Origin of the sequence: Micromonospora haikouensis, assembly GCF_000876225.1 — a bacterium.
GTDB lineage: Bacteria > Actinomycetota > Actinomycetes > Mycobacteriales > Micromonosporaceae > Micromonospora > Micromonospora haikouensis.
Window position 1 is genome coordinate 2054113 of sequence record NZ_JXSX01000003.1, and the last position, 21491, is coordinate 2075603.

Annotated in this window: 14 protein-coding genes; 10 read left to right on the forward strand and 4 right to left on the reverse strand. The window is 73.0% G+C overall.

Features of this window, described 5'->3' with window-relative positions; genetic code table 11:
- Nucleotides 1-42 precede the first annotated feature (42 nt).
- Nucleotides 43-3057 (reverse strand): carbohydrate binding domain-containing protein, encoded by a 3015-nt coding sequence (locus TK50_RS30140; protein ID WP_052504010.1) that lies wholly within the window; start codon nt 3055-3057, stop codon nt 43-45.
- Between the two features lie 237 nt (nt 3058-3294).
- Nucleotides 3295-4560, reverse strand: a complete 1266-nt coding sequence (locus TK50_RS30145; protein ID WP_241774145.1) for an ArsB/NhaD family transporter — start codon at nt 4558-4560, stop codon at nt 3295-3297.
- Nucleotides 4561-4710: 150 nt separating this feature from the next.
- Between TK50_RS30145 and TK50_RS30150 the strand changes: the two genes are divergently transcribed.
- Nucleotides 4711-5712: a linear amide C-N hydrolase gene (locus TK50_RS30150; protein WP_043968933.1), complete on the forward strand. Its 1002-nt coding sequence runs from the start codon at nt 4711-4713 to the stop codon at nt 5710-5712.
- On the opposite strand, the gene TK50_RS30155 is transcribed toward TK50_RS30150, so the two are convergent.
- Complete coding sequence (locus TK50_RS30155) at nt 5709-7112, reverse strand: NsdA family TPR-like regulatory protein (protein ID WP_043968935.1); 1404 nt, start codon at nt 7110-7112, stop codon at nt 5709-5711. The genes TK50_RS30150 and TK50_RS30155 overlap by 4 nt on opposite strands.
- A 258-nt stretch (nt 7113-7370) precedes the next feature.
- Between TK50_RS30155 and TK50_RS32420 the strand changes: the two genes are divergently transcribed.
- From TK50_RS32420 to TK50_RS30180, 5 genes are all read left to right on the forward strand, one after another.
- Entirely contained in the window at nt 7371-8969 is a 1599-nt protein-coding gene (locus TK50_RS32420; protein ID WP_082106770.1) for a glycoside hydrolase family 3 N-terminal domain-containing protein, read from the forward strand.
- Nucleotides 8966-10012 carry an Ldh family oxidoreductase gene (locus tag TK50_RS30165; RefSeq protein ID WP_158499207.1) on the forward strand — a complete coding sequence of 349 codons (1047 nt, stop codon included), beginning with the start codon at nt 8966-8968 and terminating at the stop codon, nt 10010-10012. Before TK50_RS32420 ends, TK50_RS30165 begins: the two co-directional genes overlap by 4 nt.
- Nucleotides 10009-11583 carry a radical SAM family protein gene (locus TK50_RS30170; protein WP_043968936.1) on the forward strand — a complete coding sequence of 525 codons (1575 nt, stop codon included), beginning with the start codon at nt 10009-10011 and terminating at the stop codon, nt 11581-11583. The genes TK50_RS30165 and TK50_RS30170 overlap by 4 nt, the downstream gene beginning before the upstream one ends.
- A complete protein-coding gene (locus TK50_RS30175; RefSeq protein ID WP_043968937.1) occupies nt 11580-13670 on the forward strand; it encodes a glycosyltransferase family protein in 2091 nt (696 codons plus the stop codon). The genes TK50_RS30170 and TK50_RS30175 overlap by 4 nt, the downstream gene beginning before the upstream one ends.
- Before the next feature lie 206 nt (nt 13671-13876).
- Nucleotides 13877-14710 (forward strand): sugar phosphate nucleotidyltransferase, encoded by an 834-nt coding sequence (locus TK50_RS30180; protein ID WP_144420434.1) that lies wholly within the window; start codon nt 13877-13879, stop codon nt 14708-14710.
- A gap of 170 nt (nt 14711-14880) precedes the next feature.
- Here TK50_RS30180 and TK50_RS30185 read toward each other — a convergent pair whose 3' ends face one another.
- Nucleotides 14881-15912 carry a hypothetical protein gene (locus tag TK50_RS30185; RefSeq protein ID WP_052504013.1) on the reverse strand — a complete coding sequence of 344 codons (1032 nt, stop codon included), beginning with the start codon at nt 15910-15912 and terminating at the stop codon, nt 14881-14883.
- A 270-nt stretch (nt 15913-16182) separates the two neighbouring features.
- On the opposite strand from TK50_RS30185, the gene TK50_RS30190 reads away from it, so the two are divergent.
- The 4 genes from TK50_RS30190 to TK50_RS30205 all read left to right on the forward strand — a co-directional run bounded on the left by TK50_RS30190 (nt 16183) and on the right by TK50_RS30205 (nt 21491).
- A complete protein-coding gene (locus TK50_RS30190; protein WP_043968939.1) occupies nt 16183-17412 on the forward strand; it encodes a sensor histidine kinase in 1230 nt (409 codons plus the stop codon).
- Nucleotides 17409-18074 (forward strand): response regulator, encoded by a 666-nt coding sequence (locus TK50_RS30195; protein WP_043968940.1) that lies wholly within the window; start codon nt 17409-17411, stop codon nt 18072-18074. The genes TK50_RS30190 and TK50_RS30195 overlap by 4 nt, the downstream gene beginning before the upstream one ends.
- Nucleotides 18075-18225: 151 nt before the next feature.
- Nucleotides 18226-19014, forward strand: a complete 789-nt coding sequence (locus tag TK50_RS30200; RefSeq protein WP_043969586.1) for an ABC transporter ATP-binding protein — start codon at nt 18226-18228, stop codon at nt 19012-19014.
- Complete coding sequence (locus TK50_RS30205; protein WP_144420435.1) at nt 19011-21491, forward strand: FtsX-like permease family protein; 2481 nt, start codon at nt 19011-19013, stop codon at nt 21489-21491. Before TK50_RS30200 ends, TK50_RS30205 begins: the two co-directional genes overlap by 4 nt.

The window sequence follows — 21491 nt, forward strand, 5'->3', positions numbered from 1 at the left end:
TGCCTGTGGTGGGGCGGCCAGGCGGCCGCCCCACCACACCCGTCACCGCAGGTAGGGGCCGGCCTCGCCGATCTTGCCCGGGGCCGGGTTGCCCGGCAGGTCGAGCACGTACACCCGCATGTTGCCCTGGCCGCTGACGGTCGCGGTCAGCGTCCCGTTACCGACGGTCTGCACGTCGCCGGTGACCGCGTCGACGTACCGGCCGTTGGGCACGCCGGTGAACGTCGCGCTGCCGGAGACCGTGACCAGCGCGAAGCTGTCGACCGCGCCGGAGGTGAACCGGCGCTTGTACGCCATGGAGCCGCTGATCCCCTCGGTCGAGTACTGCCCCTTCTGCAGGGCCGGCACCGCCCGGCGGATCCGGTTGAGCCGCTGCACGTGCTTGACCAGCGGCTTGTCGAGGGTCGTGGCGACGGCCCCGGTCGCGGAGCCGACCCTGCCGAAGTCCGTCGCGGTGACCGTGCCCTGGAGGTGGCCGCCGTAGTAGGCCCGGCCGGTGGTCGCCAGGGGGCAGGTCGGCCCACAGTCGATCTTCGCGCCCTTCTGGAACTCGATCTCTGAGCCGTAGTAGAGCGTCGGGATGCCCCGGAACGTCCACATCAGGCTCATGTTCTCCGCCCAGGCGTCGGTGCCCCCGGTGTAGCGGGTGTTCGACTTGTTCGGTCCGTAGTCGTGGCTGTCGACGTAGACGACGTTGTAGGTGGCGTCGTTGTAGCTGTCGTCGGAGTCCTTGCCGTTGCCGTACGCGTTGTGGGCGTCGCCGAAGTTCATGTGCATCCGCATGTCGATGACGTTCATGCCGGAGAACTTCGAGTGGTCCGGCGCGTGGTAGGTGTTGCCGCGCAGGAACGCGTTGTCGCTGGTGGGCTGCCCGGCGGGGCCGGCGAGCTGCTCGTAGTCGTACTGCTCGATCGCGGCCTTGACGTCGTCGGGGCTGTATTCCTTGCGCTCCTTCCAGGTGAAGAACTGCGCGGAGTGGTTGACCGAGCCCCGGTTCCACTTGTCGTTGACGAACGCGGCGACCTCACCGAAGACGTAGAAGTCCTTGCCCTTCTCGCCGTGCCTGGCCAGGGCGTGCTGCTGGATCGCCGGCAGGAAGCGGCGGTTCCAGGTCACCCGGGGGATGTGCACGGCCGTGTCGATGCGGAAGCCGTCCACCCCCATGTCGATGTACCGGTTGTACGCGTCGATCAGGTACTTCTGCACGGTCGGGTTCTCGGTGTTGAAGTCGGCCAGGTCCTCGTGCAGCCAGCAGCTGCGCGCGTCCTCGCCCTCCCAGTTGCCGATCCAGCACTGGTGGTAGAGGTCGGCCGGGAACAGCTTGCTGGTCGGGGTGGGCCACTGGCACTCGTACAGCTTGAAGCCCTCGGGGCTGGTGCCGTTGGGTGTGCCCCAGCGGGGGCACTGGTTGCCGGCCGGCGCGGCGGTGGACCAGACGTCCCCGTTGTACGGGCGGCCCTTGGCCAGGGCGTTCTGCGCGGGGGTCAGCTCCGGGTCGGTGCCGGGGTGCTCGATCATGGGGTCGTACTCGCGGCCCGCCTCGGGCGTGCTGTACATCCACTTCCACTGCTCGTCGCGCACCCCGTACACGGTGGGGGTGAACAGGCCCTTGGCGCCCCAGCGGGAGCTGTGGTTGTAGACGACGTCCTGGAAGATCTTGATGCCCTTGCCGTGCGCGGCGTTGATCAGGTCCTGGTAGCTCGCGCCGGGGCTCTCCAAGCGCGGGTCGACCCGGTAGAAGTCCCAGCCGTGGTAGCCGTGGAAGTCGTAGTCGGAGCGGTTCAGCACGACCGGGGTGATCCACAGGGCGGAGAAGCCAAGCCCCTTGATGTAGTCCAGCTTGTCGATCAGGCCCTTGAAGTCGCCCCGGAACATCGGGTCGTCGTTAGCCGCGTTGCCGGACTTCACGTGCTGGCTGCCGCCCCGGTTGTTGGTGCTGTCGCCGTCGGCGAACCGGGCGGTCATCACGAAGTAGATGGTGTCCTCGCGGGGGTCGCCGCCCAGGGGGGTGCCGGCCGCAGCCGGGGGCGGGGTGTCGCCGGTGGTCGCCGCCGCCGGTGCGCTGGCGGCGGAGGTGTTGCCCGCCGCGTCGTACGCCCGCACCGTGTACTCGTACCGGGTGTTGGCGGTCAGCGTGCCGTCGACGTGGCTGGTGCCGGTGGTGGTCACCGTGACCGTGCCTTCCGGCCCGCCGGTGCGGGTGAGCCGGTAGCCGGTGACGGCCCGGTCGTCGGTGGCCGCCGCCCAGGACACCGCCACCCGCAGGCCGTTGGCGGTCGCGCCCAGCCCGGTGGGGGTGGACGGGGCGGTGGTGTCGGGGGTCTGCGGGGCGCACGGCGCGCTCGCCCCGGCCGTCACGACGCCGGCCTTGACGGTGCTCACCCCGGCGCCGATGGTGTAGTCCGCGCCGTTGTTGTTGTCCCAGGCCCCGGCGCCGTTGTTGAACGCCGCCTTCAGGGTCGCGGCGCTGCCGAGGTCGACCACGCGGCGGGCCCATCCGGTGCAGCCGGCCTCCATCGGGACCCCGGGGACGGCGGTCCAGGCCCCGCCGGCCGGCTGGTAGTGGATGTTGCCACCCGTCCAGCCCCGGGTGGCGAGGTGGTACCAGACCTCGGCGGTGCGGGTGGACGGCGTGCCGGTCGGCGCGGGGGTCGCCGTCGGCGAGGGCGTGCCGGCGCACGGGTCGGACGTGCCGACCACGCCGCCGGAGACGGTCACCGTCCCGGTGCCGGTGCGGTAGTTCGCGCCGTTGTTGTTGTCCCAGGTGCCGGCGTTGTTGTTGAACACCACCTGCAGGCCGGTGGCCGAACCGGCGTCGATGGTGCGCTTGCGCCAGCCGGTGCAGGCGGCCTCCATCGCCACGCCGGGCACGGCGGTCCAGGCGCCGCCGTCCGGGGCGTAGTGGATGTTGACGGTCCCGGTCCAGGCGGTGGGGGGTCGGTAGTAGACGGTCACAGTGTTCGCGGCGGCGGCCGTGCTGAACGGCGCAAGCCCGACGATGAGCCCGGCGGCCAGCGCGGCCCCGGTCATCCGTCGTCGTCCGGTGCGGCGGGGCATCGGACCTCCTCGGGGGTGGGCGTCGGCGTGACCGACGGGGGTGATGGGGTGCGGAAAGCCGTCGGCCCGGGGGAGGGCCTGTCCGATCCGAGCAAGCGGATGACGTCATCCGTCATGGATCGGCGAATCCTTCTGCAAGTTCTTGCAAGTGGCGAGAAAGTTACCACCATCAACCTGTGGACACCAGATGTTCACAACTGCTGCGCGCCGAACCACCGGCGTGGGGGTGCCCCCGGGTCAGCCGGTGAGCAGCAGCGCGCCCACGCCGGCGGCCGTCGCGGCCACGGCGAGCAGGGCACCGGCGGCCAGGAACCGGCCCAGCGGCACGGCCACCCCGGCGGCCCGGCAGCGCTCGTACCACAGCAGGGTGGCCAGCGACGCCCACGGTGTGACCAGCGGGCCGGCGTTCGTGCCGATCAACAGGGCCAGCAGCCGGGTCGCGTCGCCGGGCGGGAGCACCGCCTCGCCCGCCACGTACGCGGGCAGGTTGTTGACGACGTTGGACAGCAGCGCGCCCGTGCCGCCGGCCCGCAGCGCGCCGAGCGCCCCGCCGTCCGGGCCGAGCAGCACGCCGACGACGTCGTCCAGCCCGTACCGGCCGAGGGTCTGCACCACCAGGAACAGCCCGGTGACGAAGACCAGCAGCCGCCACGGCACCAGCGCCGGGCGCAGCGCGGCCCGGTTGCGCGCGGCGAAGCCGACCAGCACCAGCCCGGCGGCCGCCGCGGAGGCGATCCCCACCTCCACCCCGGCGAGGATCCCGGCCACGAGGAGCAGGCATCCGGCGAGCGCGATCCGGTACAGCACCCGGTCGGCGGGGACGTGCGGCCCGGGCGCGACGAACCGGTCGACCCCGCGCCGCCCCCGGCGCCAGTAGCCGACCCAGAGCAGCGCCATGGTGGCCGCGATCGTGGCGGCCTGCGGCAGCGCCATCCGCGCCGCGTACGGCAGCGGGTCGAGGTCGACCCGGTCGGCGGCCAGCAGGTTGGTCAGGTTCGACACCGGCAGCAGCAGGCTCGCCGTGTTGGCCAGCCACACCGTGGTCAGCGCCAGCGGCAGCGGCGGCATGCCCAGCCGACGCGCCAGCGCCAGCATCACCGGCGTGAGCAGCACCGCCGTGGTATCGAGGTTCAGCGCGATCGTGGTGGCGGAGGCGAAGCCGACGCAGAGCACGAACAGCGCCGGATAGCTGCCCCGGGCGGCGCGGGCCAGCCGCCCGGCCAGCACGTCGAACACGCCGGCCACCGCCGTCAGCTCGGCCAGCACCACCACCGTGCCGAGGAACAGCAGCAGCGGCAGGATGCGCCCCAGGGTGGCCACGGTCTCGGCGCGCGGCAGCAGGCCGGTCAGCGCGCAGGCCGCCCCGACCAGGGCCAGCGCCAGCGCGACCCGGTCGAGCGGGTGCAGCCGGCGCAGCCGCTCCAGCGGCCGGCGTGGGGCGCGGCCGGCCGGTGCGGTCGGCTCGCCGCCGGTGCGTGCGGTCGGTTCGCCGTCAGGGTCCACGGCGGCTGATCCTCGCACGCCCGCCGGGCGGCCCCGGCGGTCCGCCACGCCGCTGTGACCGGGCCCTCCCGCCGCCGTCCGGCGAACCGCCCCGCCGGCCGTCGAACCGTGGTGGACAACGGTCGATGGCTGACCTAGCGTTCAGCCATCATGCGTAGGACCTTCCTGGGGGCCGGCCTGGCCCTGCTGCTCGCCGCCACCGCCTGCTCCGCCCCCGAGACCGCCGCCACCCCGCCCCCGACGCCGGCCGGCACGCCCACCGCGTCCCGGCAGGACCCGGCGCAGGCCGACCGGACCCTGGCCAGCCTGCGCCGGGTCGACGACCTGCCGATGTGGGAGATGACCTACGTCGGCGACTACGACCCGACCGTCGGCACCGACGCCGCGCCGCCCAGCCCGTTCGGCTGCTCGCTCTTCGCCGCCTCCGGTGACCGCAGCCGCCCGCTGTTCGCCCGCAACTTCGACTGGGACGCCAACCCGGCCCTGGTGCTGCGCACCGATCCGCCGGACGGGTACGCCGCGGTCTCGCTGGTGGACATGTCCTACCTGGGCGTCGGTGCCGACCCCACCGGCGACCGCCGGCTGCTCAACGCGCCGCTGCTGCCGTTCGACGGGATGAACGAGCGTGGGCTGGCCGTCGGGCTGGCCGCCGACGACGGGGCCACCGTCCGCGCCGAGGCGGGCAAGCCCACGGTCGGTTCGGTACGCATCCTGCGGCTGGTGCTCGACCAGGCCGCCACGGTCGACGAGGCCGTCGCCGTCTTCGGCCGGCACAACCTCGACTTCGACGGCGGGCCCCCGCTGCACTACCTGCTCGCCGACGCCACCGGGGCCTCGGCCGTGGTCGAGTTCGTCGACGGCGCGATGCGGGTGGAGAAGGGGCAGGGCGGCTGGCAGGCGCTGACCAACGTGCCCGTGGTCGGCGTACCCGAAGAACGCCGGCGCACCGACCACCGCTACGGCGTGCTCGCCGCCGCCCTGACGAAGGCCGGCGGGGTGGTCGACGACCGGGCGGCGCTGGAACTGCTCAACGACGTGCGGCAGGGCCACACCCGCTGGTCGGTCACCTACGGGCTGCGCACCGGCGAGATCCACCTGCGCACGGCCACGGGCACCGAGCGTGAATACTACCTCCCGGTGACCCTGCCCTAGCTCGGCGTGGGGAGGCGCCGCAGATCGTTGAGGAGGTCCCGCACGGCTGGGGAGCGGGGGCCGGCGGGGGTGAGTTCGTCGTGGAGGCGGCGTAGGAGCGCGACGCTGCGTGCGGAGCTGACGGCGGGCAGGCGGCGCAGGGCGAGTTGGGCGGCGTCGACGGCGAGGTCGAGGTCGCCGGCGGCGTGGTGGGCGAGGCTGAGCCAGGCCCCGTGGCGTAGGGCGGAGCGTTGCGGCGGGGCTTCGGGGCTGGTGTGGGCGCGGGCGTGTAGCAGTCGCTCGGCGTGGCGCAGAAGCCTGCGCCGTTGTTGGGGCAGTTGCTCGGCGAGGACGACCAGTCCGCGGCCGGTGATCGCGTCGAGTTCGACCCGGTCGATGTAGGAGGCCCAGCGGGGAAGTGGTGTGTCGGGTGGGGTGTCGAGGAGGGTGAGGGTGTCCTCGCGGGTGCGGTGGAAGCTGGTCAGGTCGCCGGCGACGGCGTGGGCGAGGCTGCTGCGGGCGGCGACCAGGGAGCGGACGGCCGGTGGGGCGGTCGCTGCGGATTCTTGGGCGGCTGCGGAGAGTTGCAGGGCGTCGAGGGCGTGGCCGCGGTCGGCGGATTGGTTGGACATGAGGGCCAGGATGCTGGCGGCGAGACCAGGGTCGGCGGCGGCGTGGGCGGTGCGGAGGGCGGTGAGGTACCAGCGTTGCGCGAGGCCGTCTTCGTGGGCGTCGAAGGCCATGAACCCGGCGGTTTGGGCGAGCTGCGCGAGGGCGGCGGCGAGCCGGCGGCCGGCGGCGGCGTTGTAGGAGGCGCGGCGTAGGAGCCGGGCCACGGCGGTGAACTGGTCGTGGACGAAGTCGCGGGCGGCGCCGCCCTGATGGTCGTCGAGTTGCTGCGCGTGGGCGACGAGGTTGTCGATCATGCCCAGCAGGGGTGGGCTGACGGGCCCGCCCTCGGTTGCGGTGGAGAAGAGGTCCGGGGCGGGTTGATGGAGCGCGGCCCATGCGGGGGCGGTAAGCGCGGCGCCGGTGACGGCGATGATGGTGCGACGGGTCGGCACGGGTCCTCCTACGAGGCTGAGCAGTCCGCTGCTGTCCCAGGGTAGATCCATCGCGTGGTTCGCCGGCAGCGCCGAACGCGGACGCGGGGCGGTCACGCCCCAGACGTCTTCGAACGCCAGCTCTGTCTTGAGCTGGGAGGACAGGACCTCGACGACGAGTTCGGGGATGTCGCCGTGCGGTAGTGCGCCGTCGGAGATCCACTTGTAGGGGGTCTTGGGGTGGACTCTGCGGCTGCTGCCGCGTGCCATCAGGGCGGCGTTGAGCCGTCGGGCCAGGGCCTCGGGCCGCCATTGCGCATCGCTGAGCAGGCCGGCCAGCCGCCGGTTACCGCGGGCAGCAGTGGGGTCGCCTTGCACGGTTGGAGCCCCCTTCCGCGTGGCGCAGGTGCAGCCGCGACTGACAGTAGCGGCCCTTACCGGTGGCGGAGAAGCAAGCGCACCAACCGCACCAGGTTTTGAGCGGACCGCACCGATGGCACCTCGCCGAGGCCTGCCCCCGCTGTCCGGTTCCGGCGAAGGTCGATGTGTGGGCACCGGCCGGACCTCGACGGCTGTGCCCGCTGCCCTGCAGGTGATTCCCGCTCGCCGGGTTCACGGCCGTGAGGGAGAGCTTCCATGCCGCGTCCGCTTCGCGGTAAGCCGGTCGAGGTCGATCCTGGCCTCGCCGCTGACATCGACCTACTGGTGCGTCCTGGCCGGATGTCGCTTCATCCCGGTGGCGGGTGCGGCCCGTCACGACGCGAGCCACTGATGGCGGAGCCGGGTCGGATCAGCAAAGCCATCGTCGGCAGTCCGGTGGTGCTGGATGAGGTCACCCGCTGGGCGAGCGAGAACTCCGCTGGCCGGCTTCCGCTGCTGCTGAGCGTCAACCAGGAGGGCGGCCGGTTGAACGCGCTGGACTGGCCGGGCGTGGCCCAGTTGCCCGGGAATCTGGCGCTCGGGGCAGCGGGGAACGAGGACCTGGCCGAGATGGCCGGCGCGGCGATCGGCGGGCAACTGCGGGCGGTGGGGATGGCCTGGAACCTGGCGCCGGTGTGCGACACCACGGCCTGGCCGGCGCCTGCCGCGGTGGGTACCCGTTCCTTCGGCTCGGACCCCGAGCGGGTTGCGCTGCTGGCGGCGGCGTTCGTGCGCGGATTGCAGGCCGCGGGCGTCGCGGCGACCGCCAAGCACTTCCCCGGGCTGGGTGGGATCCGCATTGACCCGCACCACGCCGCGCCGGTGCTCGACCGGCTTGGCCCCGGTGCGTTGCTTCCATTCCAGGCCGCGATCGACGCGCAGGTCGCGTGCGTGATGGTCGGCAGTCAGACCGTGCTCGCGCTCGACGACCGGCCGGCGTTGGCATCTCCGCGCGTGCTCGACCTGCTGCGCGACGAGTTGGGTTTCGGCGGCGTGGTGGTCAGCGAGAACCTGTCTATCCCCGCGGTACACGATCCGCTGGGCGGCGTGGCCCGGGCGGCGATCGCCGCCGTAGCGGCCGGCGTGGACGTCGTGATGCTGGACTCGGAGGTCTCTCGGGGACGAAGCCCCGTGGCGCACCAGGCGACGGCACAGCAGCGCCGCGCGGAGGTGGTGCGGGCGCTGACGGCCGCAGTCGAGCACGGCGTGATCGACCGTCAACGCATCGGCGAGGCCGTCGCCCGCGTACGAGCGCTGCACCAGTGGTACGGCCTGACTCCCGGCGCGCACCGACCGCAGTGGCCGCAGGCGCACGCCTCAGCCCTACAGGTGGCGGACCGGATCGCGGACCGGTCGGTGGCGGTCGTACGCGGCGGCCATCTTCTTCCGCTGAACATGCCACCCGGCACGGTCCTGACCCTGGTACGAGTGCCCGACGTCGGACAGCGACGGGCCGACAGCGCTCGCCACACACCGGACTATCTGCCCATCCAGCTCGCCGCGCACCATCGTGTGTTGCAGGTGCCGGCCGGAGCTCCGGTGCCGACAGCAGGCGCGGTCATCGTCTACGGCTACGACACCCGCGCCACGGCGGACTCCAGCCGGGCCGCCGAGGAGGCCACGCGACTCGCCGCAAACGGACGGACCGTGGTTCAGGTCGCGTTCGGCGACGTCGACGACCTGGCCGGCTCGTCCGCGACGGTGCTGATCGCCGCCTTCAGTCCGCACCGGGCCAGCGTCGCGGCGGTGGACCGGATCCTGCTCGGCGACGGACGCGCCCATGGGGCCGTACCGGTGGGCGGGGCGTCGTGGTGACCCCAGTTCCCGCCCGGCAGCTCGCCAACTACCTGCAATGCCTGTACGAGGCGGCGGGAATGACCCGGGTCGGGGCGAGGGTGATGGCCGATGCCCAGGTTGAGGCTGACCTGCGCGGCATCTTCGGCCACGGCAGCCGCTTGGCCCCCACCTACCTCGACAAGCTGCGCACCGGCCGCTTGAACCCGCGTCCGCTCATCCGGGCCGTCCGTGACGAGGACGCGATCCGGGTCGTGGACGCCGACCTGGCTCCGGGGCCGTTGGCTGCCCAGATGGCGGCGGCCTCGGCGATGTTGCGCGCCCGCCGCTGGGGGATCGCTGCCGTGACCGTTCGTCGGGCCGGTCATGTCGGCGCGCTCGGCATTCCCGCCGCGAAGGTCGCCCGACGTGGGCTGGTGGGTGTGGTCGCCGCTCAGGCGTCGGCGCGCAGCGTCGCCCTGCACGGTGGCACCAGCACGCCGGTATTGGGCAGTAGCGCGCTGGCGGTCGCGGTGCCTGGGCCGGACCGGCAGCGCCCCGTGCTGGTGGACCTGGCCGCCGCCGCGATGTCCTGGGGCCGCCTGCACCAGCTCGCCCGCACCGGCCAGGCCCTTCCCGACGGGACGGCCCTCGACGCGAACGGCCGAGCAACCCACGATCCGACTCACGCCACCGTTCTGTTGCCTGCCGGCGAGCGCGGTCAAGCCCTCGCGATCGTCCTGGAGCTGCTCGTCGGCGTGCTGACCGGCAGCCCACCCGCGCCAACAGGAGATGACGGACGTGGTCTGCTGGTCATGGCCATCGACCCGCGCCGCCTGGGCACCGCCGATTTACTCCCCACCGGGATAGCCGCGCTCGCCGACGCGGTGCGTCAGCAGGGTGCCCGAATGCCCGGTGACCGTGCCTGGTCCCACCGCGACCGGGCCCTCCACGACGGCGTCCGCCTCAACGCCAGCGACCTCGCCGCACTCCTCGACGCCGGCCGCCGCCTGAACATCCCCGCACCCCACGGATGGGCACGACCGGCACCGTCTCGCCTCAGACCACCAAAGGAGAAAATGTGAGCCTCCCGACCAGCCAACCGATCCTCGGCAGCCCGCCGCTCCTCTACCGCGGCTCGGCGCGAGCTGCCGTCGCCCGCGACCTGCAGGCTGTCCTCGACCTCACCGACCCCTACCGGGTCGTGGACGCGGCACGCCAACTCGCCGACGGACCCCTGAAGCGTGCCTTGACCGACGTCCACGCGGATCGACTGCTGCACGAACCCACCGGCCGTCGTATCCCGCTGCAGGAACTCCCCGCCCGCACCATCGCCGCGCTGACCCGCACCCATCACCTCGACGCCGCCCAGAGCGACGCCCTGGGATTCGCGCTGCGCTGCACCTTCGCCTGGCCGGGCGTCGTCGGCACCCCGGACGCCCCGTACGCGCTCAAGGCGCAACTGCCAGCCGGATTCACGCCGATCGCCACCGTCGAGCAGATCGCCGCGAGCCAGGCCACCGCCGGCCCCGACGGGTTGAACACCAGTTACATGATCTCGCAGATGAAGGGCGGCATGTCCGCCGACTTCGGCATCGGCTGTCCTCTGATGTGCGCCTACTGCTACCGGCGCGAAGGCGACACCGTTGACGGCTACCTCGGCGCCTGGGAACCCACCGGCTTCCTCGAACCCGAGGACGTCGTCGCGCGGCTGCTGTCGCACCCCTGGTTCACCCCGCACCACACACCCATCGGCCTGCACATGTCCACCTCCGAGGCGTTCCTGCCGAAGCTGTGGCCCCGGACCTGGCGTGCGCTGCAACTACTCGACGACCTCGGCCTGACCAACCGCGTCTCGTGCATCACCAAATACACCCTGTCCGACGAGCAGATCGACTGCCTGGAATCCCTCGTCCACGTCGACCTCGACGTCAACGTCTGCTACGCCGCCATGCCCGAGTCGATCGAACCGCCCCACCGAGAGCGCCGACTACGCTTCCTGCGCCGCATCCTGCAATCGGAAAAGATCAACGTACTGGCGTACTACCGGCCGATCGCCGAAGGGCTCAACACCACCGACGCCCACCTGCGGCACGTCTGGCAGGCCTTCCGAGACGCCGGCGCCCGGACCGTCGTCCTCGGCGGGCTGAAGTTCGCCGACGACCACATCCAATCCTTCATGTCCTACGGCCTGTCCCTGCCCACGGGCTCGTTCACGCCGGGCAAAAAGCTGCTCACCGCCGGCACCGAGTCGCGAATCATGGCCGCGTTCGACGAGGTGTACGCCGACGTCCCCACCCACCAGCGGCCCGCGGTCCTGAAACGCTCCTCGTGCGGGCGCACCGTGGAGCGCGGCAGCCACCTCCCCGACTACAACGGCCACTACGACCAGCCCACCACCAACTGCCGCCTGCGTTGTCCCACCGCCCAGCACCAGATGTGCGCGGCAGCACAGCCACCGGACGAGGAAACCGTGCGGCACCTGCTGGAACGCATCGGAAAGCACGACGCACGCGTGGACATCACTGCCGTCACGACCGTCGTGCACGCAGCCTTGAGCCCGTTCGAACGCACGTTCCTGCGCCAGAACCTGCTCTTCCCCGTGCACACCGCCCAGCAGACCGCCGAACTCGTCGCCGCAAGGATCACCCGATGACAGCCGCCGCCCGCGTCTTCCTCCCCCTGACCGACTCGCCGCTGCTGAACAACGACCACGACGCCGACGCCGAACTCGCGATACGACTGGCCGCAACCGCCGACCCGGACCCGGCCACCATACGGGCGCTACTGTCGATCACCGCGGCGCCAACTGCCGGCCGGATCACCCGGAGGCTCGACGACCGCACGGACCTACCACTGGCCGCGCTCGCGCTGCTGGTCGCCCACCGCCCCGAGGCCAAGCGGGCGACCAGGGCCCTGCGAGACAGGCTCTTCTTTCCCGACGATGCCACACCCGGGATGTGTCACACCTTCGCCCGCACCATCGCAGCGCTCGCCCACCGTCCCGAAACCATCGACGACGCCTACCTGGCCAGCGAACGATTCCGACAGTCAGCCAGGGCGGCGAATCCCGCGGTACTCGGTGAACTGCTGGCCCTGCTGCTACACGCCGACATCCTGGCCGGCCCCGCAGAGACCGCGCTGCACGCCCTGCTCACCGCCCGCGCCGACCACGCCCCGGTCGACCTGGCCGGCGCCGCCGCCCTCCAACGCGCCCACCGCCGTCGGGTACGCGCCGAGCTGCTCACCCGGCGAGAGCAGACGATTCACGACCTCGCCCACCACACCCGCGGGCTGACCCTGGCCGCCGAGCGGTGGTTCGACGCGCTCACCGCCGCCGCCGACACCCCAGCCCAGGCCGGCCAAGCCCTCGCCCTGGCCGAGACCGCCGCCGCTCATCTCTCCTCAGACGACGACCCGGACTGCGCATCGCCCTCCGTCCGCCGCCACTGGCAGCAGGTCACTGCCACCGCCCACGCCGCCCGCGCTCACCCTCCCGTCTGGGAGCAGGCGTGGCGGGCCGCCGAGGCCACCGAAGACGGCGCACGCTGGGACGACACCCAGCGCTCCCTTGTGGCCGGCTACGACCTACTCCGCGAGCACGTCCGCACCGCCTGGGCAAACGCCGACGCCCCGCCCACTCCCGACCAGTGTTGGGCCGCCGACCCGGCCGGGCGCGCCCTGCTGCACCTGGTCGCCGACCACCTCACCGGCCACCAGACACACAGCCCTCTCCCGCACTACAACGACCGGCTCCTCATCGCCTTCGTGCACAGCCTCGCCAAGAACCGCCGCGACCACCTCCCGGCAGACCTTCACCTGCACGGCTTGATCGCCGCCATCAAGGCGGCCCGCTCCAAAGCCGCCGTCCTGGCCCGGCACGACCGCATCGACCTCGGCATCGTCGTACCGATGCGCGACGAAACCCACCGCCTCAACCCAGAGCACGGCGACGACGCGCTCACCGTCAAGATCGCCCAACTGACCTGGCTGCTGCAGGCGTGCCCCGACGCTCGCGCCGATCTCCTCCTGGTCGACGAAAGCATCGACCACGCCGCCCGCCCCACCGGGGTCGAGCACCCGCAGATCCGCGTGACCATCACGGCCCGACCCGACGACGCCAGCGCCAAGGGCGGCGCGGTGCTGTGGGGACTTGCCCAACTCCTCGGCACCGGCTCCAGCGTCCTCGCCTACACCGACCTCGACCTCACCTATCCCCTGGAACAACTCGGTCTGCACGTCGCCGCCCTCGACGAACCCGGCGTTGGCGCCGTCATCGGCTCCCGCCGCCGCCCCGACTCCCACGGCTACTATCCGTCCACCGGCCCTACTCCCACTGCCCTGCTCTACCAGCGAGCCGTGCGCGATCTTCTCCAGCTCGACGTCGGCGATCCCCAGGCCGGCTTCAAAGCCTTCCCGGCCGCCGTTCTGCGCACCGCACTACCCCTCGTCACCGACCACAGCCTCGCCTTCGACACCGACCTCCTCGCCGCCATCGCGCGCAGCGGACACACACTGGCCGAAGTCGGCGTCGCCGCCCTCCACCACTACGTCGAGGACCACCGCGGCACCCCGCGCGACTACGACGCCATGCTCGCCGCGGTCCATCGGCAGGCCCTGCGCCACGGCTTCGGCTCCGGCACACGCCGGACACCGGCCTGGGACCGCATCCGACACGCCGGCTCCCTGGCCGCAGCCGCCGCCGAGCCCGCTGTCAAGTCCACCTCACCCACCTCGCGTTGACGCAGGCAGCGGATCGCCGGCACTCGAAGGCCGGCGATCCGCTGCCGTCGGACGCTTTCACCAACTGCTCCGGAATCCGGCCGGGGCGATGCGTAAACTGCACGGGTCCGCCCGGCTCACTCGAAGCGCTGCACAAGCGAGTGGTCGCCTTCGAAGGCGGCGTCGCCGCACTTTGACAGCCGGGCAACCAACCGAAAGGTGTACGCGTGAGGGCCGTCATCGCTGTCGCCGGAATGGGCAGCAGGTTCTTCCCCATCGGCAAGACGATCAACAAGTGCATGCTGCCGATCCTCAACCAGCCGGTAGTGGCCTACGCCGTCGCCGACTGCGTCGCCGCCGGAGCACGCGACATTGCCATCGTTACCGCCCCGGGTGAGCCTGGCCGCCAAGTACGCCATTACTTCAGCGAAGACCGCGACCTCAAGGACTACTTCACCACACGAGGCTGGCAGGACAAGTACGCCTCCGTCGCCGACCTGCACACCCAGGCCACCTTCACGTTCCTCGAACAGCCCCGCGACGACCGGTACGGCACCGCACTGCCCGCCATCGTCGCTGCGGAATTCATCGCCGGCGACGACTTCCTCCTGGTCGCCGGCGACGACCTACTTCTCCGCCGCGACGGCGGATCGGACCTGGCCGACCTCAGCGCCGCCCGGACCGCCGCCGCAGTGCCGGCCGCGCTCGCCGCCGCCACGGTGCCCGGCACCGAGGCCCACCGCTATGGCATCCTGCACCCACGCGCGGGCGGCCACCAACTGCTCGACGAACTGCTTGAGAAGCCGAACAACTACGGCGAGCCGACCGCCTACATCAACATCAGCCGCACCCTGCTACCCGCCCACGCGCTGGCCTACTTCCAGAAGCTGACCCCAGCGCCCAACGGCGAATACCAGGCCACCGACGCCGTGATCGCCTTCGCACGCGACCACGACGTGCTGATCCACCCCGTCACAGGCGAGTACCACGACTGCGGCAACCCCGCCGGCTGGCTCGCAGCCAACAACGCTGCAGCCCAGAGCAGTGCCCTTGCAGGCTAAGTCACCCGGTCAGACTTGTCGAAGGAACCTGGAGTTCGGGTTCCCCGCTGTTGGTGCGGCTGACCGCCGCCACGATCGCTCGTGGCGGCGGTCAGCCGGTCGTACCGGTGTGGCCGGCGGGCCGGAGGGGATCCCGGCCCCCCGGCCCTCCGGTCCGCCGGCCTGCCCGGTCAGCCCTTGCGGGGCTCGAAGGTGTAGTCGACCCCGCCGACGTCGAAGCTCTCCCCGAGCTTGCTCGCCGGGCCGACCTGGACGACCTGGAGGGTGTACGCCTTCTGGAGCGTCTGGCTGGTGGTGAAGCTGAGCTTGACCACCGGCCGCTCCTCCGGCTTGATCAGCAGGCCCTTGATCTGCGCCTTGTACGGGTCGACGATCTGCACGGCGCTGCGGCCGACGACCTCGATGCCCTCACCCTTACCGCCGGCGGCCCGCCAGCGCTCGAACAGCTCCGGCCCGAGGTCGGCGACGACCTTGACACCCGGGGCCGGCTCGCCGAGCGGCCGGAACGCGAGGTCGAACGGGGCCGGCTCGGCCAGGGCGTTCGCCATGGCGTACGGGCGGTCGGTGACCACGCCGCCGCCCGCCGGGACGGTGTTGGCGTTCTTCCAGGCGATGTTGTTGTTGTACTGCGTGTTGATGGAGGTCGCGGTGCCCTCGAACAGCATCGGGTCGGTCGCCGACTCCCAGCGCAGCAGCAGGCAGAAGTGCCCGATGGAGGGCACGTTCGGCCACGCGATCGACGTCGTGGTGACCCCGGGCGCGACCGGCAGGGTCTTGGAGCCGATCGGCGTCCAGTGCGTCGGCCAGTTCGCCGCGCCACCGGAGGTGGTGTAGTACGCCTTCAGCGTCCCGTTGCCGATTCCGGAACCGTACGGGCCATTGTTCCGCAGGTTCACGAAAATGTAGCTCGTCGATCCGATGATCGGGTTCGTGTGCGACGCGCACTCGACCGCGGTGGGGCAGATCTTGATATCCGGGCTGTTGAAGAACGACGAGTAGATGGCCCCGTGCGGCTCGAACCCGGTGTCCGACGCGATGTCCCGCATGTAGACGTCGGTGCGGGCGTTCGCGGTGAAGTCGCCCTTGTCGATCGCGGCCGTGGCGGTGCCGCTCACGGAGAACGCGAGCGCGGCGGTCAGCAGGGCACCGAACAGCAGTCGGGCCGTACGCCGCGGGCGTGGACGTGCCAGCGCGATTCTCATGTGCTGATTCCCCTTCGATGGTGGTGGTGGGTCGAGTGGCGGAGAATTGCTCCGGCGACCCGGCGCGACAACTGTATTGCAGTGGCTGCCGTAAATGGAATGGTCGAGATTGACGATTACTCAAAGGGCGTCCGCATTTGCCGGGGAGGTGGCAATTCCCGGATACGGCGGAACGTGAATCTGAGAAGTCTGCACCGCGAGGTATCAACGGCGGCGCAGGCGACTCCTGTACACCCTGGCCCTTCGCCGGACCCTCGCCCCGTACGCTCGGTGACCGTGAGGCGGATCCTGTTCGGCCGGCCGTTGCGCAGCGTGGCCTTCGACGTGGCGGTCTCCGGCTTCGTCGTGCTGGTCGGCCTCGCCGGGGGCGTCAACCAGCCCGGCGGGTGGCGGGCCACGGGCGTCGGGGCGGCGATGGCCGTCGCCCTGCTGTTCCGGCGCGCCCATCCCTCGGCGGTGGGGGCGGCGGTCGCCGTGCTCGCCGGGGTCCAGGTGGTCGCCGGGTGGGGCCCGTTGGCCTTCGACGTGGCCGTGCTGATCGCCCTGTACAGCGTGGTGAAGTATGCCGAGCGGCTGCGTGACGGCATCGTCGCCGGTGTCGTCGCCGCCGTCGGCGTGGTGCTCGCCGCGCTCCAGATCGAGGCGGCCGTCGCCTGGTGGGCCTCGGCGATCTGGTTCGCGCTGATGACCGGCGCGGTCTGGCTGATGGGACTGAACGTGCGTACCCGCAGGCTCTACGTGCTGAGCCTGGAGGAGCGCGCCGCGACCCTGGAGCGGGAGCGGGAGGCCGAGGCCCGCGCGGCGGTGGCCGAGGAACGCACCCGCATCGCCCGCGAGCTGCACGACGTGGTGGCGCACAGCATGGCCGTGATGATCGTGCAGGCCGACGGGGCCCGTTACCTGTTCGACCGGGACCCGCAGACCGCCCGGGAGGCGGTGCGCGTGGTCGCCGACACCGGCCGGCAGGCGCTGGAGGAGATGCGCCGCCTGGTCGGGGTGCTGCGGGAGACGAGCAGCCCCGGGCCGGCGGACGGGCCGGACGGCGCGGCGGCCCCGGCGCTGGCAGCGGAGCCGACGCACCGCCGGCCGGCCCTGGTGGAGCTGCCCGAGCTGCTGGACCGGTTCCGGGCCGCCGGGCTGCGGGTCGACGCGACGGTCACCGGCGAGCCGCCGGCCCTGCCGCCCGGCCTGGAGCTGACCGTCTACCGGGTGGTGCAGGAGGCGCTCACCAACGCCCTCAAGCACGCCGGGGTCGGCGCGACCGTCACGCTGGGCCTGACCCACACCCCCGACGCCGTCGTGGTCCGGGTCGTCGACGACGGGCGGGGCCGCCCCGTGGTCCGCCCCGCGCCGTCCGGCGGTCACGGCCTGGTCGGCATGCGCGAGCGGGTGACCGTGTACGACGGCAGCCTCACCGCCGGCCCGACGCCGGCCGGGGGCTGGCAGGTCGAGGCGCGGCTGCCGCTACGGTCGAGCACCGGGACGGAGGTGGCGGCATGACGGTCCGCGTGGTGATCGTGGACGACCAGGCGCTGGTGCGCGCGGGGTTCCGGATGGTGCTGGGCTCCCAGCCCGACCTGACCGTGGTCGGCGAGGCCATCGACGGGGCGGACGCGCTGCGGGTGCTCGACCGCGTCGAGGCCGACGTGGTGGTCATGGACATCCGGATGCCGACGATGGACGGGGTGGAGGCCACCCGGCGGATCTGCGCCGACCGGCCCGGTGACCGGCCCCGGGTGCTGGTGCTCACCACCTTCGACACCGAGGCCGACGCGTTCGCCGCCCTCCAGGCCGGGGCGAGCGGCTTCCTGCTGAAGAACGTGCCGCCGGAAGAGCTGCTGGCCGCGATCCGGGTGGTCGCCGAGGGCGACTCCGTGGTGGCCCCGTCGATCACCCGCCGGCTGCTCGACCGGTTCGCCGGCCAGCTCGGCCCCGGCCCCGCCGCCGACCCCCGGCTCGCCCAGCTCACCGAACGGGAACGCGAGATCCTGCTGCTGGTGGCCCAGGGCCTGTCCAACGCGGAGATCGCCGCCCGGGTGCACGTCGCCGAGGCGACCGTGAAGACCCACGTGGGGCGGATCCTGGCCAAGCTGGGGCTGCGCGACCGGGTGCAGGCGGTGGTGCTGGCGTACGAGAGCGGTCTGGTCACCCCCGGCGGCTGAGGAGCGGGTACGCCTCAGGTCGTACGGGGCCGTGCCGCGGGGACGCCTCCGGGCGCAGGCGGGTCGAGCGTGCGGGCGGACGCGGCGGGGCCGGTGCCGCCCATAGCGTCGACAGGTGTCCGGAACCACCGCCTGCACGGGGAGCACCAACGTGTCCGTTCCACCTCCCGCGTTCGCCACCGCCGGCGTCGCGGTCACCGCCCGCGGCCTGCGCAAGGAGTACGGCGCCGGCCAGGCGCGGGTCGTCGCCCTCGACGGCGTCGACGTCGACTTCGCCGCCGGCCGGTTCACCGCCATCATGGGCCCGTCCGGGTCCGGCAAGTCCACGCTCATGCACTGCCTCGCCGGCCTCGATAGGCCCACCGCCGGCACCGTACGCATCGGCGACGCCGACACCGGCGGGCTCGACGACCGGCGGCTCACCCTGCTGCGTCGCGACCGGATCGGCTTCGTCTTCCAGAAGTTCAACCTGCTGCCGGCGCTGACCGCCGAGGAGAACGTCGTGCTGCCGCTGGCCATCGCCGGCCGTCGCCCCGACCCGGCCTGGCTGCGCCAGGTCGTCGCCGCCGTCGGGCTGGCCGACCGGCTGCGGCACCGGCCCGCCGAGCTCTCCGGCGGCCAGCAGCAACGCGTCGCCGTCGCCCGCGCCCTGATCACCAAGCCGTGGGTGATCTTCGCCGACGAGCCCACCGGCAACCTCGACTCCCGCTCTGGCGCGGAGGTGCTGCGGCTGCTGCGCGAGGCCGTCGACACCCTCGGCCAGACCGTCGTGATGGTGACCCACGACCCGACCGCCGCGAGCCACGCCGACCGGGTGGTCTTCCTCGCCGACGGCCGGTTGGTCCGCGAACTGACCGCGCCCACCGCGGAGGCCGTCCTCGACGCCCTCGCCCACCTCGACCAGGCCCCGGCCGGCGCGGCGACGGGGCTCCGGCGGTGACCGGGCTGACCCTGCGCACCATGCGCGCCGACGCGCTGCGGCTGCTGCTGTCGGCGCTGGCCGTGGTGCTCGGCGTCGCGTTCGTCGCCGGCACCCTGATCCTCACCGACGGGATGAAGCGCCGCGCCTACGAGAGCGCCGGCGTCTTCGACCGGCACACCGACGTCGCCGTGTACGCCGGGCGGGACCCGATCCCGCCCGCCCTCGTGGAGCGGGTGCGCGCGGTCGACGGGGTGCGGGCCGCCGCCGGGGAGCTGACCGGCTCCGCCGGGGTCGTCGGCTCCGACGGCCGGCCCGTCCTCGGCTACGCCGTCGCCGCCGCGATCCCCACCGAGGCGGCCCTGCAGTCGTACGACGTGGTGGCCGGGCGGCTGCCGCAGCGCCCCGGCGAGGTGGTCCTCGACGCGCCGACCGTCGCCGAGGAGGGGTTCACCCTCGGCGGACCGGTGCGCGTGGGCGGCGGCGGGGGCGCGGCCCGCGCGTACACCCTGGTCGGCACGGTCGACGTGGCCGGCACCGCCCGGGACGTCGGCGGGCCGTTCATCGGCCTGGCCGGGCCCGACGCCCTGGCCGTGACCCAACAGGAGGGCTACGGGCGGATCATGGTGGCCGCCGCGCCGGGCGTGTCGGCGGCGGAGCTGGCCGGGCGGGTGGCGGCCGTGGCCGGCGGCGACGTGACGGTGAAGGACCGCCAGGCGGTCCTCGACGCCGCCGTCGACGACGCGGTCCGCGACCTGAGGCAGTTCAACCTGCTCCTGCTCACCTTCGCGGCGGTGGCCGTGGTGGTGGCCGGGTTCGTCATCGCCAACACCTTCGCCATCGTGCTCGCCCAGCGCACCCGGCGCACCGCGCTGCTGCGGCTGGTCGGGGCGACCCGGGGGCAGGTGCTGCGGGCGACGCTGCTGGAGGCGGCGGCGACCGGGCTGGCCGCCTCGGCGCTCGGGGTGGCGGTCGGCGCGGGCGTCGCGGTCGGCCTGGACGCCCTGCTGGCCGCGTTCGACGTGCCGATGGCCGGCGGCGGGATCGCCGTCACGGCGCGCACCGTGCTGGTCTGCCTGCTGCTGGGCACCGTCCTCACCGTGGCCTCGGCCGCCGTGCCGGCCTGGCGGGGCACCCGCGTCGCGCCGGTGGCCGCGCTCACCGACGCGGCGGTGCAGCCCACCCGCCGGGCCGGCCGGGTCCGGCTGGCCGCGGGCGCGCTGGTCCTCGCCGCCGGGGTGGCGGCCCTGGGGTCGGCTGGGGCCGTCGGCCAGCTGCCGCTGGTCGCGGCCGGCGGGATGCTGGCGTTCTTCGGCATCGTGCTGTTCGGGCCGGTGCTGGTGCCGGCGCTGGTGCGGCTCCTCGGCGTTCCCGCGCGTCGGCTGTTCGGGGCGACCGCCGGCCTGGCCGTGGCGAACGCCGTGCGCAACCCGCGCCGGATCGCCGCGACCGCCACCGCCCTGGTCATCGGCATCGGCCTGGTGTCGGCGTTCGTGGTGGGCGCGGGCAGCGCCAAGGCCAGCATCGAGCGGGCCGTGGACCGGCAGATCGGGGTCGACTTCGTGGTCGTCGGCGTGGGCGGGAAACTGCCCGGGCCGCTGGTCGACGAGTTGGCCGCCCGCGACGAGCTGGGCGTCGTGCACGAGCAGCGCGGCCGGGTCAGCGACGCCGTCGAGCTGCGGGCCGCCCACCCGGCGCTGGTCGGGCGCACCCTGACGGCCGTGGACGCCGGTGACGCGGGTCGGCTCGGGCCGGGCCGGGTGCTGGTGCACCGGGAGCTGGCCCGGGCGCGGGGCTGGTCGGTCGGCGACTCCGTCACCCTGGCCGGGCGGCCGTTCACCGTCGCTGCCGTCGTCGCCGCCGACGGGCCGGCGCTGGCCGGCGGCCCCGTGCCGGCCGGGCACGTGGTCGACGTGGCCGACGCCGACTTCGACCGCCTTTTCCCGGCCGAGCGCGGCTTCCTCGCCGAGGTCGACCCGGCCGCCGGGGTGAGCGCCGAGCGGGCCCGGGCGGCCGTCGAATCGGTGGTGGCCCGCTACCCGACGGCGAACCTGGTGGACCAGGCGACGTACAAGGAGTCGCTCACCGGCACGATCGACATGGTGCTGGCGTTCGTCGTGGCCCTGCTCGGCCTGGCCGTGGTCATCGCCCTCGTCGGCGTCGCCAACACGCTCAGCCTGTCGGTGGTGGAGCGCACCCGGGAGAACGCGGTGCTGCGCGCCGTCGGGCTGACCCGGGGCCGGATGCGGGCGATGCTCGCCGTGGAGGCGGCGCTGATGGCGCTGGTCGGCGCGGTGCTCGGGGTCGGCCTCGGCATCGGTGTCGGCGCGGGCGCGATGGCGGTGGTCACCCGGCTCAGCGGCGAGTTCACGCTGGTGCTGCCGTGGGGACGGCTCGGGCTGATCATCGCGGTGGCGGTGCTGGCCGCGCTGGCCGCGTCGGTGCTGCCGGCCCGCCGCGCCCTCGCCCGCCCGATCGTCGCCAGCCTCGGCGACTGA

Bases quoted from the DNA above. Each gene is read 5' to 3' on its own strand.
- TK50_RS30140 (WP_052504010.1), bottom strand. From the start codon at position 3,057: ATGCCCCGCCGCACCGGACGACGACGGATGACCGGGGCCGCGCTGGCC.
- TK50_RS30150 (WP_043968933.1), top strand. From the start codon at position 4,711: ATGCGTAGGACCTTCCTGGGGGCCGGCCTGGCCCTGCTGCTCGCCGCC.
- TK50_RS32420 (WP_082106770.1), top strand. From the start codon at position 7,371: ATGCCGCGTCCGCTTCGCGGTAAGCCGGTCGAGGTCGATCCTGGCCTC.
- TK50_RS30175 (WP_043968937.1), top strand. From the start codon at position 11,580: ATGACAGCCGCCGCCCGCGTCTTCCTCCCCCTGACCGACTCGCCGCTG.
- TK50_RS30185 (WP_052504013.1), bottom strand. From the start codon at position 15,912: ATGAGAATCGCGCTGGCACGTCCACGCCCGCGGCGTACGGCCCGACTG.
- TK50_RS30195 (WP_043968940.1), top strand. From the start codon at position 17,409: ATGACGGTCCGCGTGGTGATCGTGGACGACCAGGCGCTGGTGCGCGCG.